The sequence below is a fragment of the Streptomyces sp. DSM 15324 genome (assembly GCF_001514285.1).
GTDB lineage: Bacteria > Actinomycetota > Actinomycetes > Streptomycetales > Streptomycetaceae > Streptomyces.
Genome location: NZ_KQ949027.1, coordinates 499,921 through 515,484 on the forward strand (window position 1 = coordinate 499,921; position 15,564 = coordinate 515,484).

Sequence of the window (15,564 nt, forward strand, 5' to 3'; positions counted from 1 at the left end):
GCCGGCGCTGGTGGCCCCGGGACGAACTGCGGGCGCCCGCCGAGCCGGTGCTCAGACCTTCAGGTGCGGTTTTCCGTCCCCGTACAGCCAGTCGTCCCAGATCTCCTCGAAGTCCTCGTCCGGCGCCTGCCGCTCGACGTACGCCATGAAGTCGTCGGCGTCCGCGCTGCCGTGGCGGTGGGCGGCGGTCCAGCCCTGGACGAGGTCGTAGAAGGCGTCGTCGCCGACGGTCTGCCGGATCCGGTGGACGACCATCGCGCCGCGCTGGTAGACGGGATCGGCCGAGATGTCCTCGGCGGTCGGCGGGTCGCCCGGCGGGAAGTCCCACAGGCCGGGGTAGTCGTCCTCGCCGTGCTCGTAGAGTCCGGTGAAGGTCTCCTCCGCGGTGGCGCCGCCCTCGTCCTCCTCCCACAGCCATTCGGCGTAGGTCGCGAAGGCCTCGTTGAGCCACATGTCGCGCCAGGTCCTCGGGGTGACGGAGTCGCCGAACCACTGGTGGGCGATCTCGTGGACGAGGGTGGCGGTGTCGGGGGCGCCGGGGAAGACGGGGCGGTTCTGGGTCTCCAGGGCGTAGTCGGAGTCCTCCGGGCGGTCGACGATCGCACCGGTGGAGGCGAAGGGGTAGGGGCCGAAGTTGTTCCGCGCCCAGTCCATGACCTCCGGCAGCCGGGCGAGGACCCCGCGGCTCGCGGCCACCTGTGTCGGGTCGACCGCGACGTACACCGGCAGGCCGTCCTTCGTCGTGGAGCGGGTGACGGTGTAGCGGCCGATGGCGAGGGTGGCGAGATAGCTCGCCATGGGCTCGGCGGTGTGCCAGGTGTAGGTGCTGCGGTCGCCTTCGGTCCGCTCCCCGGCCGGCTCGCCGTTGGAGACGGCCGTCAGGCCCTTCGGGACGGTGACCGCGATGTCGTACGTGGCCTTGTCGGACGGGTGGTGGTCGCCGGGGAACCAGGCCATGGAGCCGACCGGTTCCCCGAGGGCCAGGGCGCCGTCGGCCGTGCGCAGCCAGCCCTCCTGCGAGCCGTCGGGGTCGGTGACCGGCCGCGGGGTGCCGGAGTAGTCGACCGTGACGCGGAACGTCTCGCCCCGGTCCAGGGCGCGGGACGGGCGGACGCTCAGCTCCTGGCCGTCCCGGTTCCAGTCGGCGCTGCTGCCCTCGACCGTGACCTTCTGGACGCTCAGTCCCTTCAGGTCCAGGTGGAAGGAGTCGAGGTCCTGCGTGGCGCGGGCCGTGATCGCCGCCGAGCCGGTCAGCACCGGCCGGCCCCCCGGGTCGTAGGCGAGGGTGAGGTCGTAGTGCGTGACGTCGTACCCGCCGTTGCCGGCCTTCGGGAAGTACGGGTCGCCGACGCCCGCCGCCCCGTCGGCGTTCCGGCCGCCGCCGCCCGAGCATGCGGTGAGGAGGAGGAGTACGAGGACCGAGCGCACGTATCGGGGCACGACCGCGATCCTACGAGGGCATGACACCATCACCCTCGTGCTCGACATCGGCTACGCCCTCTCCAACCGCTTCCCCGACCCGCCGCAGACCGACTACCGGCGCGCGGACGTGCACGCGCTGCGGCACGACCTGTTCTGCGGTGACGTCTACCTCGCCGACACCAAGGCGGACCGGGAGCTGTCCACAGCCTGGGGATGGGTGCCGGTGCTGGACTTCGCGTGGGCGCTGTGCGACATCGTGGAGCGGATCGACCGGGATCCGGCGGGCTCGCGCGCCTCCCGCCCCCAGTACGCCGAGCTGGACTTCACCGAGTCCACCGACCGCATGCTCTTCGAGCGCCGCTTCGGCTGGGTGGACGTCGAGGCCGACTGGATGCCGGCCGAGGAACCCCCGCTGACCTTCTCCCACACCGAGCTGCGCCGCGAGTCCCGCGACTTCCTCCACGACCTCCTCGCCGATCTGATCGACCTGCACGAGGACCTGGGCGAGAACCCGGCGATCTGGACCCTCCAGGCCCGCTTCCCCCGCATCGGCTGACCCCAGGGACCACGGGCCTCTCCGCGCCCGGCGGGCGGGTCTGTTCGCGTCCCCGGACGCGCCCGCCGGGCGGGTCCGCGCCCGCGTCCCCGGCTCCAGCCCCTGCTAGCCCTCCACCCTCAGCCCCATCTGCGCCGCCAGCACCGGGGCCAGGTCCAGGAGCTGGGCCGCGCTGATCACCGCGCCCGACAGCCGGTCCACGCCCGAGGCGATCCCCAGTTCCGCCGCGCCGCGCAGGTCGACGTCGGTGAGGGTCGCCGCGGTGAGGTCCGCCGCCCGCACCGCGCAGTCCACGAACTCCACCCGCTCCAGCCGGGCCCCGCCGAAGTCCGGCTCGACGAGCACACAGCCCTGGAACACCACGTCCCGCAGCCGCGCCTGCCGCAGATTCAGGAAGTCGATCTTCCCGCCCCGGATCAGCACCCGCTCCAGCACGGCGCCGTACAGCTGCGTACCGCCCAGCCGGGCCTCGACCAGCTCGACGTCGCGCAGGGTCGCCTCCGCGAGATCGGTGCCGACGCCCCGGACGCCGGTGAGGACCGAGTCGAGGAAGCGGGCGTGTCTGAGCGCCGTGCCGTCCAGTGCGCACTCCGTCAGGACGCAGTCCATGAAGCGGGCCCCCGCGCCGTCCTGCCCGGCGAGGTCCAGCTCGCGGAACTCCACCCCGTCGTAGTCCCCGTCGGGCTCCAGTCCCCCTCCGGCGTACGCCTCCAGCGTGGGCAGCCGCACCTCCGGCCGCCGCGCCCCCTTCACTCCCGTGCCACCGCTCGCTCGCCTCGCCATGCCCCCATCGTGCACCCCACCACTGACAACGCCCCTGAACTGCGGCTTCCCCACCACCCCAGTGACCGCCGCCACCCCCGCCACCTCACCCCCAAGCCGTCGACCAGGGATGCATTACCTCCCGATTCATGGTCTTCTGGGCAAATGAGTGTCACCCGGACAGGTGAAACCTCGACCGAGCCGGACCCCCGCCGCTGGTGGGGGCTGGTGATCATCGCCCTCGCCCAGCTGATGGTCGTCCTCGACGCGACGATCGTGAACATCGCGCTCCCCTCCGCCCAGCGGGACCTCGGCATCTCGGACGGCAACCGCCAGTGGGTCATCACCGCCTACACCCTCGCCTTCGGCGGTCTGCTGCTGCTCGGCGGCCGGATCGCCGACCTCGTGGGCCGAAAACGCACCTTCGTCATCGGGCTGATCGGCTTCGCGGGCGCCTCCGCGCTCGGCGGCGCGGCCGTCGATCCGGGCATGCTGTTCGGCGCCCGCGCCCTCCAGGGCGCCTTCGCCGCCGTCCTCGCGCCCTCCGCGCTCAGCCTGCTCACCACGACGTTCACCGACCCCAAGGAACGCGGCAAGGCCTTCGGCATCTACGGCGCCCTGGCCGGCAGCGGCGCCGCGATCGGGTTCATCGTCGGCGGAGTGCTCACCGAGTACCTGGACTGGCGCTGGTGCCTGTACGTGAACGTGCCCATCGCGATCGTCGCGGTGCTCGGCGCCTCCGTCCTGCTGCACGACTCCCCCGGCCACCCGGCCCGGCTCGACGTGCCCGGTGTGGTCCTGGGCTGCGGCGGCCTGTTCACGATCGTCTACGGCTTCAGCGAGGCCGAGTCGCGCGGCTGGAGCGATCCGTTCGTGCTGGCGCTGTTCGCGGCCGGAGCCGTCCTGCTCGCGGCCTTCGTGTGGTGGCAGACCCGCGCCCCGAGCCCGCTGCTGCCGCTGCACATCCTCAGGAACCGCAACCGCGCGGGCTGCCTGCTGACGATGATGCTCGCCGTGATCGGCATGTTCGGCCTGTTCCTGTTCATGACCTACTACCTCCAGGTCATCCTCGGCTACTCGCCCATGAAGACCGGCTTCGCCTTCCTGCCGCTCACCCTCGCGATCATCGTCGGCTCCACCCAGATCTCGGCCCGCCTGATGAGCCGGGTGCAGCCGCGCGCCCTGATGGTCCCCGGCATGATCCTCGCCGCGAGCGGCATGGTGATCCTCACCCAGATATCGGTGGACTCCTCCTACACCAGCGAGATCCTGCCCGCGCTGCTGCTCATGGGCCTCGGCATGGGCCTGACCTTCATGCCGGTCTTCGCCACGGCCACCGCCGGCGTCGCCCCCCGGGACGCGGGCGTCACCTCGGCCACCGTGAACACCTCGCAGCAGGTAGGCGGTTCCATCGGGACGGCGCTGCTCAACACCATCGCCACCACCAGCAGCGCCGCCTACATCACGGCCCACTTCACCGGCCCCGCCGAACGGGCCGCGGTCACCCGCGAGGGCATCGTCCACGGCTACACGGTCGCCATCTGGTGGGCCGCCGGGATCATGCTCCTGGCGGGCCTGATCGCCGGCCTGATGGTGACGGCGAAACCCCCGAGACACGAACTCCCCTCCCAGGAGGCGGTCCCGGAGTCGGTGGGCTGAACGCCCGGGCGGGCTGACTACCGCCAGTGGCGCAGCGCCCTGAAGGGGCGCGAGGAACTGCGCGACCAGCCACGACGCGCCGCAGACGAACGACGACACCTCAGCAGCCCCTTCCGGCGGAGCCCTCAGTGCCGCCCCGCCACCCGGTCCGCGAGCCGCGCCAGCCGTGAGGAACCCGCGCTGTGGGTGCGCGTCTCACGGCGGTCGGCGGTGCGGTAGGTGGCGTACATGCCCTGGACGCCCAGCCAGCGCAGCGGCTCCGGCTCCCAGCGGCGGACCCGGTGGCCGACCCAGGGCAGCACGGTGAGGTCGGTGTTGCCGCCCCGGCCCGAGTCCAGCAGCACGAGGTCCCGCAGGGTCCGGCCGGCCAGGTTGGTGGTGGCGACGCCCGAGCCGACGTAACCGCCCGCCCAGCCGAGCCCCGAGGCCCGGTCCAGGGTGACCGTGGCGCACCAGTCGCGCGGCACGCCGAGCACCCCGGACCAGGCGTGCGCGATCCGCACCCCGGCGAGCGCCGGGAAGAAGGCCACGAGGATCTCCCGCAGCGCCTCGACGGTCTCGGGCTGGGTACGGCCGTCGTGGTCGGTGCGCGAGCCGAAGCGGTACGGCACCCCGCGCCCGCCGAGCGCGATCCGCCCGTCGGCGGTGCGCTGGGCGTACATGTAGGCGTGCGCCATGTCGCCGAGCGCCTCCCGGCCCGCCCAGCCGACGGCCGCCCACTGCTCGTCGGTGAGCGGCTCGGTGGCGATCATGGAGGAGTTCATGGGCAGCCAGGTCCGCCGCTCGCCCTTCAGCGCGGCCGTGAAGCCCTCGGTGCAGCGCAGGACGTACGGCGCGCGCACGGTGCCGTACGGCGTCACGGCGCGTCCGGCGTGGATCTCGGTGACCGGCGTCGACTCATGCACCTCGACGCCCAGCGCCTCGACGGCCGCCGCGAGCCCCTTGACCAGCTTCACCGGGTGCACCCGCGCCCCGTGCGGGGTCCACGTCGAGCCGACGGCTCCCGCGATCCGCAGCCGCTCGGCGGTCTCCCGGGCGCCGTACAGCTCGCGGTCGGTCTCGCCGTACGACAGCTCGTGCGCGTGGAAGTCCTTCAGACGGGCCAGTTGCGCGGGGGTGCGGGCCACTTCCAGGACGCCGCCGGAGTGGACGTCGGCGTCGACGCCCTCCTCGGCGAGCGCCCGCACCACCTCGGCGACGGTGTCGTTCATGGCGCGCTGGAGCCGTACGGCGGCCTCGTGGCCGTGCAGGGCGGCGTAGCGGTCGCGGCCCGCGATGCCGTTGTAGAGCCAGCCGCCGTTGCGGCCGGAGGCGCCGTAGCCGCAGAACCGCTGCTCCAGGACGGTGATCCGCAGGTCGGGGGCGGCCTTCTTCAGGTAGTACGCCGTCCACAGTCCGGTGTAGCCGCCGCCGACGATCACGACGTCGGCGGACCGGTCACCGCCGAGCGGCTCCCGTACGGCCGGGAGTCCGTCGTCCGCGTACCAGTAGGAGATCCCGCCGTTCACGACACCGCTCGCCAAGGTGCTCATGGCCGGACGTTAACCCGGCGGAACGGCCCGTGTCTCCTTCGGATTCCGTGCTCCTGGCCGCCCTCCCGTGCGGCCTCTGACCAGCGGATAGCAGCCGAGACCGATGAGGGCGGCGACGAAGTGGCCGAAGTCGGTGAAGGTCGGCCCGGCGGTCAGCGGCAGCGCGAAGAAGGCGAGCACGACGGCCAGATAGCCCCATCGCCACGGCGTGCGGATCCGGTAGCCGAGCACCGCCGCCACCCCGGCGAGCGCGTAGCTCACGCCCACGTCCAGGGTGTTGACCGAGGACGCCGGTGCCATCCCGTCCCGGATCGCCTTGAGCAGCGTGCCCTCGCTGACCAGGGTCGCCAGCACATGCGCCGCCACGCACACCGTCAGCCAGCGCCAGGTCCCGAGCCAGCGCTCGGCCTGGGCGTGGAAGACGGAGTACAGCACCGCGTACGGCAGCCAGTACCCGCCGTCGATCCACATCGCACTCGCGATCAGCACCCGCACGGGATGCCGGGACAGCTCGTGCAGGTTGGTCGACCGCTGCCGCAGGAACTCCTGCTCGAACTCCGGGGACATGTGGTGCAGCGCAACCGTGGTGAAGAACAGGACGGCAAGCCACACATAGGTGCCGGGCGCGCTGCGCACGTAGGCCCACACCACCCGCCGCACACCGGAAAACCGCGGGAGCCGATTCACACTCGCAAGTATCGTCCGGGAGGTGATCAGGATCCTGGGCGCACTGGCGCCAGAACAGGTAAAGATCAACGGCACGGCGGGGCGGGCGTTCGTCACCGGGCTGCGGCGAACGGCCGGGCGGCGGCCGAGGGGGAGATCGGCCGCCGGGTGATGGGGCGGTGACGTGGCGTCAGGGGGCCGTCGGGGGTGGGTCGCCGCGTAGGGCGAGGGAGTGGTAGGCGCCTGCCGTGATGGCCTGGACCTTGGTGTTGGCGGTGGCGGGGACCGTGTTCAGGGCGGTGCTGTTCGCCTTCCACTCGATGGCCCGGCCGCTGTCGAGCAGGGCGACGATGTGCCCGTATCCGGCGGCCACCGCGGTGACCTTGGACTGGGCGAGGGACGGCACGGACTGGTTGGCCACCTTGGCGCCCCAGGCGTAGACCCGGCCGCCGACCACGGCGACCGAGAGGTCCTTGCGGGCGGCGATCGCGGTGACGGTGCCGCTCTTGACCTGCGCGGGGATGTCCGTCTGCTTGTTGCGGTTGTCGCCCCACGCGATGACCTTGCCCTCGTCGGTGAGGGCGAGGGCGTGGTAGGAGCCGGCGGCGATCGCGGTGATGCCGGAGTGGGCCGTCTCGGGCACGTCCGTCTGGCCGTAACGGTTGTCGCCCCAGCCGAGCACCGCGCCGTTCTTGAGCGCCAGGGAGAAGAACTGGCCCGCGGCGATGGCGCTGACGTCGGCCTTCGCGGCGGGCGGGACGACCGTGGAGTCGTAGCGGTCACTGCCCCAGGCGACGACGGACCCGTTCTTCAGGGCGAGGGAGTGCAGATAGCCGCCGGAGACCGCGGTGACCCCCGAGGAGAGCGAGCCGGGCACCTCGGTCTGCCGGTAGAGGGCGCTGCCCCAGGCGAGGACGGCACCGTCCTTGACCGCCAGCGAGTGGAAGTCGCCCGCCGAGACGGCACTCGCCCCCGTCAGCGCCTCCTCGGTGACGGTCTTCTGGCCGTAGGTGTCGTCGCCCCAGGAGAGGGTGTCCCAGTCGGTCGCCGCGAGCCGCTGGAGGGACGACCGGGGCACGGCGGTTGCGGGGTGGGTGAGGGTCAGCAGTCCGCAGACCGCGGCCAGGGCGGTCAGTGCGGCCGGTGGCGCCCAGCGGCGTCGGCCGTACGGACGTCGGGTCGTCGGCATGGGATTGCGTCCGTTTCGCTCGGCGCTCGGGGGCGCGGGGGTCGGGTCAGCCACGGTCGGCTCCCTCTGCCGGGGCACCGGCGTCGACGGGGGTCTCGGCGGACGGGCGGTTGGAGCGGCAGCGCGCCTGCTCGCCTGGGGTGAGGGGGCCGGTGCGCTGGTAGAAGCGGTCGGCGAGCTGCGGGGAGGGGTAGTCGACGACGGTGTACAGGCGCCAGTCCTGGTTCGGGTCGGCGGGTGTGGGACTGGACCTGAACCAGCCCTCGGTGCGCTGACGGCCGGTCTGGGTCTCGATCCAGGAGACCTCGCCGGGGCTGATGATCTCCTTGACGGTGCGTTCGGCGGTGGGGCTCCAGGCAGGGGTGGTGCCGGTGCCCCCGGTGAACTGCCCGTTCATGTTGGAGGGCGCGGCGGTCGCGTTGGCCGGGGGCAGCCCGGCGGCGGTCGGCAGGTCGCTGATCGTACGGGCGGAGTACTTCAGCGGGCGGTCGCGATTGAGAGTGGCGCGGGTGCAGTTGACGTAGTTCTCACCGGCCTGGCGCGCGGGCTCGTAGTAGGCGAAGGAGTAGTCGCCCTCGGGGGTGAACGCGCACTGGGCGGCGGCCTTGTTGCACTCGGCGACGGCGTCGGCGACCGTGCGTTTGTCGTTGCCCCGGAAGGCGACCGACGGGGGCAGTTCGTTGCCGCGGATCGTCTTGTCGAGCGGGGGCGGGACCTGGACGGCCTTGATGCCGGCGACCATCGGGCCGCAGTATCCGCCGTTCGTCCCGGTGCCCGCGGCGGCGCCGTACGGCTTCACGGGGACCGTGGAGGCGAAGGTGAGCAGGGGCTCGTACGCGTCGGCGGTGAAGGTGTACGTCCGTCCCGTGCGCCAGACGCCGGAGCCGAGGGTGTTGAACTCCTTGTCGGGGTCGGGCTCGGTCAGTTCCTCCTGAGGCGCTCCGCCTTCGCCCTGGACCGTGTAGGTCTGGCCCTGCTCGACCGTGCGCGCGGTGCAGTAGATGGAGACACCGGGGCTGTCGTCGAAGGTGACGGTGACCCTGGCGCCGGGACGGACGCCGCGCAGCCGCTGTGTGAACGCGTAGGCGGTGCCGTTCTCGCGCAGCATCACGGCGACCTGCCTGTCCGGGTGGCCGGAGGCGTCGCCGGAGTAGCGCCAGACACCGCCGCTGGTTCCGGCGCCGTTGTTCGCCGAGGTCGAACCGACCGACCAGCCGGTGACGTCGGCGTTGTTCTGGCCGGTGCCGGTGAACGCGGGCAGCGACAGATCCCCGTTGATCACCTCGACGGGCTCCTGCTGGGCCCGCTCGGCCCATGCCGGGCCGGCCGGCAGGACGACCAGCCCGAGACAGAGGGCGACGCCGGCCGGACGACGCAGGGCGTGGGATCGTCTTCTCACAGTCGTCTCCTCAGAGGCGAGGGCGCGCGGTGCCTTCGGCGCACGGGCGATCACGAGAGCTCACCGGCCAGTTCGACCCGTCGGACCAGCTCGGAGCCCTCGGGCAGCTCTCGGACGACCGGCACGACCGCGGATCGCGTGCCGGTGTGGGCGTTGACGGTGTTGTCCACGGCGGTCTGGCTGCCGGGTCGCAGCCGCTGGCAGGTGTTGCCGGGGACGGTGAAGGTGTCGGCGACGAAAGTGCTGGTGTTGACGCTGGACGGGCCGTCGACGAAGACGTTGCGGATGCCGAGCCCGCCCCCGGTGGAGATGCTCCCGGCGACGCGCTGCATGGCGGCGCTGGCGCCGAACACCAGGGCGTCACCGGGCTCGACGAGGGTCTCGTAGCTGGTGGACTCGCTCTGCTGGGTGCTCCAGGTCTTGGAATACGCCAGCTTGAACGCGCCCTCGAAGGCAGCCCTGAGCGACGCGGAACCACCGATCGTGCCGCCGGCGTTGGCCCCGCCCTTGGCGTTGACCTCGGCGCTCGGTCCCTTCGACTGGTCCGGTGTCTTGAAGTTGCCGCCGGCCTCGCCGCTCACCCCCGCGGTCACCGAGCCCGAGGCTCCGAGCTGCCCCTCGATCGTGATCTGTCCGGTGATCTCGCCTCCGAGGTTGTCGGAGCTGGACACCTGGAGGGAGACCTGCCGGGTGACCTTGATGTCCTTCTTGCCACAGTTGACGATCGCGTTGCCGATCGACTTGACGGCGGTGTTGTACTCGCTGGAGGCGAGCCGGTCGACCGTGAAGCGGCAGTCTCCGGCGTGTTCAGCGCAGTAGTCACTCACCGCTTTCGTCGAGGTCAACGGCTTGTCGCCGTCGTACGCCTGGGCGGCGGGCGGGGTGAGGCCAGGGTCGGCGGCCGCGGGGGACGCCGGGACGCTCAGCGAGACGACGACGGCGGCACCGAGGGCGAGGAGGCGGCGGTTGACCGTCGTCATGGGGTCATCAGCTCACAGACACGGGTCAGCTCGCCGGAGTCGGCCGAGGAGGTGAGCGCGGTGGGCAGCCCGGCGGCGAAGTCGTCGCAGGCGCCGTCGACGACCGCCGAGGCGTTGTTCTCGGGGGCGGGGTGGACGTTGTTGAGGCCCTGCTCGGCCTTGGCCATGCCCTCCTTCTGCTCCTTGCCCTCCCCCGCGAGGTCGCTCATGCACTGCTTCGAGGTGGGCGGGCACTTGGTGGCCTGGCCCTTGGCGGCGGCCATGTCCTCCTTGGCCTGGGCGGTGTCCTTGCCCACCTGGTCCTTCTGGCCGTCGACGGCGCCGCTGGAGGGCGGCGGGTCGTCGAAGGCGCGGCCGGCGGCGAGGGCCGGGGAGGCGGTGAGGACGGCGGCGGCCACCGCGAGCGCGGCGAGTCCCTGGGATACGCGGATGCGTGGCATCTGAGGCACGAGCCTTTCCGAACATGCGACGAACGCATGTTCATGAATCGGTCAGATCGCCGCAAAGCTATGCAAATAATCACAAGAATCAGCGCAGCCGCGCCGGTCGGCGCACACGAAAACGGCCCCGGACGAAACGTCCGGGGCCGCGCCACAACGAGGGAAGAGCCCCCTGTCGGACTCGAACCGACGACCTTCGCTTTACAAGAGCGGTGCTCTACCAGCTGAGCTAAGGAGGCGTGCGCGGGCGGGGTTCACGACCGCGCCCGTGCAGTGTACCCAGGTCGGCGGGGCGGTCTGTCGAAAATTTCCGCGAAGTTCACATGCCTCCGGGTACTGACAGATCCGCCGGACGCGAGGTAGCGTCCTGAGCCAGTTCACTCGTGTGGACTACACCAACCACCTTCCTACAACGGATCGTCCGGCACGTTCCTGCCGGTAGAAGGGGGCCTCTGAGCCATGGCCACTGTCACGTTCGACAAGGCGACCCGGATCTACCCCGGTTCCACCAAGCCCGCCGTCGACGGCCTCGACATCGAGATCGCGGACGGCGAGTTCCTCGTCCTGGTCGGCCCGTCCGGCTGCGGCAAGTCCACCTCGCTCCGCATGCTCGCGGGGCTCGAGGACGTCAACGGCGGTGCGATCCGCATCGGCGACCGCGACGTCACCCACCTGCCGCCCAAGGACCGGGACATCGCCATGGTGTTCCAGAACTACGCGCTCTACCCGCACATGACCGTCGCCGACAACATGGGCTTCGCGCTCAAGATCGCCGGCGTCAACAAGGCGGAGATCCGGCAGAAGGTCGAGGAGGCCGCGAAGATCCTCGACCTCACCGAGTACCTCGACCGCAAGCCGAAGGCCCTCTCCGGCGGTCAGCGCCAGCGTGTCGCGATGGGCCGCGCCATCGTGCGCGAACCGCAGGTCTTCCTCATGGACGAGCCGCTGTCGAACCTCGACGCCAAGCTCCGCGTCTCGACCCGTACCCAGATCGCGTCCCTCCAGCGCCGCCTGGGCATCACCACCGTCTACGTCACCCACGACCAGGTCGAGGCCCTGACGATGGGCGACCGCGTGGCGGTCCTGAAGGACGGTCTGCTCCAGCAGGTCGACACCCCGCGCAACATGTACGACAAGCCCGCCAACCTGTTCGTGGCCGGCTTCATCGGCTCCCCCGCGATGAACCTCGTCGAGGTCCCGGTCGCCGACGGCGGCGTGAAGTTCGGCAACTCGGTCGTCCCGGTCCAGCGTGACGCGCTCGCCGCCACCTCCGACAAGACGGTCACCGTCGGCGTCCGCCCGGAGCACTTCGACGTGACCACCGACTCCGACACCGGTCTCGGCGTCGTCGTGAACGTGGTCGAGGAGCTCGGCTCCGACGCCTTCGTCTACGGCACCGCCCAGGTCGGCGGCGAGGCCAAGGACCTCGTGGTCCGCGTCGGCGGCCGCGAGGTCCCGGAGAAGGGCAGCACGCTGCACGTCGTCCCGCGCGCCGGCGAGACCCACGTGTTCTCCACCTCCACGGGTGCGCGCCTCTCCGACTGACCCACAGAAACGGCGAACCCGAGAACCCGAGAAGCCGAGCGCCCGAGAACCCGAGAAAACGGGATATTCCGGGCCGGTTGACGACGAGGGCCCCGCAGACCGCTGCGGGGCCCTTCTCGCTACCCGGCCCGACACCGGCACACCGGACATTTCCCCCCGACCGGACCAGTGACCGTCAACCCACTACCCCACAAGAGACACCACTTCATCCCCCGTCCGAGTGACGAAATGTCGCCGAATGATTACGGGGCGCTACCCTCACACGCGTGAAGCACTCCGCGAACCACTCCACCCAGCGCACGCGACGCGGCCAGGGCGGCCCAGCCCGCCGGATCGGCCGCTCGCTCGCCCTCGTCCTGCCCGTCGTCATGGTGCTCTCGGGAACCCTCGCGGTCACCCGGGTCAACTGGTCGGGAGACCCCTCGGACTCGGTGCTCACCGCCTCCGACGTCTCCACCGCCCACCGCACCTCCCACGGCGCCCCGCAGGCTCCGCAGGACGTCCTGCGCGACCACCTGCTGACCGAGCTCCAGGAGAAGGACCCGGGCACCGCCCTGACCCACCTCCAGGCCGCCGTGAACGGCAAGCCGTCGCTGGCGAGGCACTGCACGTCCATCGCCCGCGCCCTGGGCCGCGCCGCGGTCCGCATCTACGGCCCCTCACGCGCGCAGTCCTACGCCCGCCCGGTCTGCGACACCTCCTTCGCCTCGGGCGTCCTCACGGCCCACAGCTGACCCCCCACCCCTCGGCGCGGCTCCCCCTCCCCGACCGGGCGGGGGACCGCCCGGGGCCGCCCACGGGTACCTCTTACGGCACGTACACCGGCGCCGCGTACAGTGCGCCCATGACTCACCCGCACGCCGCGTCCCGCCCCACGCAAGCCGTCGTCCTGGCCGGTGGCCAGGGGTCCCGGCTGCGTCCGTACACCGACGACCGGCCCAAGCCCATGGTGGAGATCCCCGGCACGGGGACACCGATCATCGGCCACCAGCTCACCTGGCTCGCCGAGGAGGGCGTCACCGACGTCGTCGTCTCCTGCGGGCATCTCGCCGAGGTCCTCCAGGACTGGCTGAAGACCGCCGACCTGCCGGTGAACGTCCTGACGGTCGTCGAGACCGAGCCCCTCGGCCGCGGTGGCGGCCTCAAGTACGCGGCCGCGCGCCTCCCCCACCCGGACCGGCCCTGGTACGCCACCAACGGCGACATCTGGACCCGCTTCTCGCTGCGCGAGATGGCCGACTTCCACACCGAGCGCGACGCCGTCGCGACCCTCGCGCTGGCGCGGCCGCGGATCCCGTGGGGCGCGGTGCAGACCGACGGCTTCGGCCACATCACCGACTTCATCGAGGCGCCGCCGACGACGTACGAGATCAACGCGGGCGTGTACGTCTTCTCCCCCGAGTTCGCCGGCCTGCTCCCCGAGCGCGGGGACCACGAGCGGACGACGTTCCCCCATCTCGCGCGGGAGCGCAGGCTCGCCGGGTTCCCGATCCCGCAGGGGGCGTACTGGCGGGCCATCGACACGGCGAAGGATCTGACGGAGGCGGCCAAGGAGCTGGCGGCGCTGGGCCGCTGACGGTTCGGCCGTTCTCCGGGTGCGGGCCGGTGGGGGCTGGTCGCGCTTTCCCCGCGCCCCTGAAAGACCACAGGTGCCGTGCGCTGACGAGCGCACGGCACCTGCGTGTACCTGCCTAGCCCAGCAATCCGCCCACCAGCCCCGGCTGACCGGAGGACGACGATCCACCCGAGGTGCCCCCGGTCGAACCGCCGGAGGTGCTCGTCGCGCCACCGCCCGCCCCGGGACCGGAGCTGGTGCTGGGCGCCTCGCCGCCGCCCGTGGGGGCGGACTGCTGCGGCGGGGCCTGGCCCGCGGTCCCCTGGGTCTGGCTGGGCGCGCCGCCCGTGGTGGCGGTGTCCGTGTCCCGGGCCGTCGGCGTGCTGTCCGTGCCGGCCGTCGGTGCCGCCGAGGTCGCGCCCTGGGTGGGCGAGGTGGACGCCTCGGGGCTGCGGGACGACTCGTGGGTGCCGGACTCCTCCGGGAGCGGGGCGCCGGGCAGTTCGTTGCGCGGGGCCTCGCCGGGGCCGGGGACGACGACCCGGTCGGCGTCGCGGACCGCGCCGCCCAGCAGGGCGCCGATCAGCAGCGTGAGACCGACGGCGATCGCGGTGATGAGGGCGCCGCGGCGCAGGACGTACCGGCGCAGCTCCCAGATGTCGGAGCGGGGGCCGAGCCGGCGCCAGGCCCCGGCCGCCAGCCGGCCGTCGACGGAGTAGACCGGGGCGCCCGCGATGATCAGCGGCGACCAGGCGGCGAGGCAGATGATGTCGGGGGTGTCGTAGACCGGAGCGGTCTTCCAGCTGACGGTGACGAGGATCGCCGCCGACAGACCCGCGCCGACCACCGCCGCGACCCGCTGCCAGCAGCCCAGGACCGTGAGGACGCCCACGACGACCTGGAGGAAGGCGATGACGAGCCCCGAACCGACGGGGTGGTGCAGGGCGAACTGGCGCAGCGGCTCGGCGACTTCCCACGGGTGCAGGGTGTCGAGCCACTTCACCATGGAGCCGCGCTTGCCGCCGTCGAAGAAGACGGGGTCGCACAGCTTGCCCATGCCGGCGTAGATGGAGATGAAGCCGAGGAAGACGCGCAGCGGGAGCAGCACCACGCCCAGGTTCATGCGGCGACCGGGGTAGTAGGCGTGCCGGGAGGCGTCCGCGTCGCCGGCGTGGCGTCTGCCGCGCGGCTCGACCGCCTCCGCGAGCGCCTCCCCGAAGTCCTCGAACTCGGCGTCGTCGTAGGGGGGTTCGTCGTAGGCGCTGCCGACCGTGCGCATCTGCGGCAGCAGCCGGTGCTCGCCGGGGGCCGGGGCGCGCTGGGCGCCGACGATCGGGGTCTCCAGGGTCTGCGCGGTGAGGCCGCCGTCGTAGCCGTCGCCCACGCGCGGGATGACCTGGGTGGCTCCGGCGTCGGCCCCGGGCGGTCCGCCGTGGCCGACGCTGCCTGCCCGCACCGCCTGCAGCAGCCGGTGGGCGCCGGTGTCGTCCGGGGCGGTCTGGCCGCTCCAGACGACGGGCCGGCGGCGCGCCCCGGAGGCGGCACCCGCCCTGCCCGCCGCCCCGACGACGGGGACGCGCGTGGTGTCCTGGCTGGCGCTCGCATGCCGGGCGATCCGCGGGGATTGGTTACGCCGCGCCGACACGCCCAACTGCACGCGGAAGCTCGCGTGATTGACGATGATCTGCGCCGGATCGCTCGGCACCTTCACCATGCTCAGCGCGGGAGCGTCGTCGAGGCCTGATGCGAAGCCCGACGAGCGGCCCCCCGTGGGTGTGCGGGGTGTTCTGGTGTCCACACTCATCTAACCGAGTGACGTGTGGTTAGGACACTGCTTTGACCCGCCGGATCTGTCCGGA

Annotated in this window: 14 protein-coding genes and 1 tRNA gene; 5 read left to right on the top strand and 10 right to left on the bottom strand. The window is 72.1% G+C overall.

Annotated elements, in window-relative coordinates:
- Positions 1–51: 51 nt before the first annotated feature.
- A complete protein-coding gene (locus AQJ58_RS19030) occupies positions 52–1,470 on the bottom strand; it encodes a M1 family metallopeptidase (RefSeq protein ID WP_067251604.1) in 1,419 nt (472 codons plus the stop codon).
- Between the two features lie 7 nt (positions 1,471–1,477).
- Here AQJ58_RS19030 and AQJ58_RS19035 point away from each other — a divergent pair, with 7 nt between their 5' ends.
- The gene (locus AQJ58_RS19035; RefSeq protein ID WP_067251606.1) at positions 1,478–1,978 is read left to right on the top strand and encodes a hypothetical protein; all 501 of its coding nucleotides are present in this window, start codon (positions 1,478–1,480) and stop codon (positions 1,976–1,978) included.
- Between the two features lie 105 nt (positions 1,979–2,083).
- On the opposite strand, the gene AQJ58_RS19040 is transcribed toward AQJ58_RS19035, so the two are convergent.
- Positions 2,084–2,761: a pentapeptide repeat-containing protein gene (locus AQJ58_RS19040; RefSeq protein ID WP_079079029.1), complete on the bottom strand. Its 678-nt coding sequence runs from the start codon at positions 2,759–2,761 to the stop codon at positions 2,084–2,086.
- A 144-nt stretch (positions 2,762–2,905) separates the two neighbouring features.
- On the opposite strand from AQJ58_RS19040, the gene AQJ58_RS19045 reads away from it, so the two are divergent.
- The gene (locus AQJ58_RS19045) at positions 2,906–4,399 is read left to right on the top strand and encodes an MFS transporter (RefSeq protein ID WP_067251610.1); all 1,494 of its coding nucleotides are present in this window, start codon (positions 2,906–2,908) and stop codon (positions 4,397–4,399) included.
- 125 nt (positions 4,400–4,524) lie between these two features.
- On the opposite strand, the gene AQJ58_RS19050 is transcribed toward AQJ58_RS19045, so the two are convergent.
- From AQJ58_RS19050 to AQJ58_RS19080, 7 genes are all read right to left on the bottom strand, one after another.
- Positions 4,525–5,931 (bottom strand): NAD(P)/FAD-dependent oxidoreductase, encoded by a 1,407-nt coding sequence (locus tag AQJ58_RS19050; RefSeq protein WP_199844614.1) that lies wholly within the window; start codon positions 5,929–5,931, stop codon positions 4,525–4,527.
- Positions 5,932–5,940: 9 nt separating this feature from the next.
- Entirely contained in the window at positions 5,941–6,618 is a 678-nt protein-coding gene (locus AQJ58_RS19055) for a rhomboid-like protein (protein ID WP_079079030.1), read from the bottom strand.
- Between the two features lie 169 nt (positions 6,619–6,787).
- Positions 6,788–7,786, bottom strand: coding sequence for an RCC1 domain-containing protein (locus AQJ58_RS19060; protein WP_067251611.1), 999 nt, complete (start codon positions 7,784–7,786; stop codon positions 6,788–6,790).
- 46 nt (positions 7,787–7,832) lie between these two features.
- Positions 7,833–9,185, bottom strand: a complete 1,353-nt coding sequence (locus tag AQJ58_RS45375; protein ID WP_067251613.1) for a hypothetical protein — start codon at positions 9,183–9,185, stop codon at positions 7,833–7,835.
- Positions 9,186–9,235: 50 nt separating this feature from the next.
- Entirely contained in the window at positions 9,236–10,165 is a 930-nt protein-coding gene (locus AQJ58_RS19070; RefSeq protein ID WP_067251615.1) for a hypothetical protein, read from the bottom strand.
- Positions 10,162–10,605, bottom strand: a complete 444-nt coding sequence (locus tag AQJ58_RS19075) for a hypothetical protein (RefSeq protein WP_067251617.1) — start codon at positions 10,603–10,605, stop codon at positions 10,162–10,164. The genes AQJ58_RS19070 and AQJ58_RS19075 overlap by 4 nt, the downstream gene beginning before the upstream one ends.
- A 166-nt stretch (positions 10,606–10,771) precedes the next feature.
- A tRNA-Thr gene (locus AQJ58_RS19080) sits at positions 10,772–10,844 on the bottom strand.
- A gap of 220 nt (positions 10,845–11,064) precedes the next feature.
- On the opposite strand from AQJ58_RS19080, the gene AQJ58_RS19085 reads away from it, so the two are divergent.
- From AQJ58_RS19085 to AQJ58_RS19095, 3 genes are all read left to right on the top strand, one after another.
- The gene (locus AQJ58_RS19085) at positions 11,065–12,150 is read left to right on the top strand and encodes an ABC transporter ATP-binding protein (protein WP_067251618.1); all 1,086 of its coding nucleotides are present in this window, start codon (positions 11,065–11,067) and stop codon (positions 12,148–12,150) included.
- A gap of 266 nt (positions 12,151–12,416) precedes the next feature.
- Positions 12,417–12,884 carry a hypothetical protein gene (locus tag AQJ58_RS19090; RefSeq protein ID WP_067251620.1) on the top strand — a complete coding sequence of 156 codons (468 nt, stop codon included), beginning with the start codon at positions 12,417–12,419 and terminating at the stop codon, positions 12,882–12,884.
- A 110-nt stretch (positions 12,885–12,994) separates the two neighbouring features.
- Positions 12,995–13,726 (top strand): nucleotidyltransferase family protein, encoded by a 732-nt coding sequence (locus tag AQJ58_RS19095; protein WP_067251622.1) that lies wholly within the window; start codon positions 12,995–12,997, stop codon positions 13,724–13,726.
- Positions 13,727–13,841: 115 nt separating this feature from the next.
- On the opposite strand, the gene AQJ58_RS19100 is transcribed toward AQJ58_RS19095, so the two are convergent.
- A complete protein-coding gene (locus tag AQJ58_RS19100) occupies positions 13,842–15,509 on the bottom strand; it encodes a DoxX family membrane protein (RefSeq protein WP_079079031.1) in 1,668 nt (555 codons plus the stop codon).
- Positions 15,510–15,564: the final 55 nt, after the last annotated feature.

Bases quoted from the DNA above. Each gene is read 5' to 3' on its own strand.
- AQJ58_RS19070 (WP_067251615.1), bottom strand. From the start codon at position 10,165: ATGACGACGGTCAACCGCCGCCTCCTCGCCCTCGGTGCCGCCGTCGTC.
- AQJ58_RS19030 (WP_067251604.1), bottom strand. From the start codon at position 1,470: ATGGTGTCATGCCCTCGTAGGATCGCGGTCGTGCCCCGATACGTGCGC.
- AQJ58_RS19040 (WP_079079029.1), bottom strand. From the start codon at position 2,761: ATGGCGAGGCGAGCGAGCGGTGGCACGGGAGTGAAGGGGGCGCGGCGG.
- AQJ58_RS19050 (WP_199844614.1), bottom strand. From the start codon at position 5,931: ATGAGCACCTTGGCGAGCGGTGTCGTGAACGGCGGGATCTCCTACTGG.
- AQJ58_RS19045 (WP_067251610.1), top strand. From the start codon at position 2,906: ATGAGTGTCACCCGGACAGGTGAAACCTCGACCGAGCCGGACCCCCGC.
- AQJ58_RS19100 (WP_079079031.1), bottom strand. From the start codon at position 15,509: ATGAGTGTGGACACCAGAACACCCCGCACACCCACGGGGGGCCGCTCG.
- AQJ58_RS19075 (WP_067251617.1), bottom strand. From the start codon at position 10,605: ATGCCACGCATCCGCGTATCCCAGGGACTCGCCGCGCTCGCGGTGGCC.
- AQJ58_RS19085 (WP_067251618.1), top strand. From the start codon at position 11,065: ATGGCCACTGTCACGTTCGACAAGGCGACCCGGATCTACCCCGGTTCC.
- AQJ58_RS19060 (WP_067251611.1), bottom strand. From the start codon at position 7,786: ATGCCGACGACCCGACGTCCGTACGGCCGACGCCGCTGGGCGCCACCG.
- AQJ58_RS19095 (WP_067251622.1), top strand. From the start codon at position 12,995: ATGACTCACCCGCACGCCGCGTCCCGCCCCACGCAAGCCGTCGTCCTG.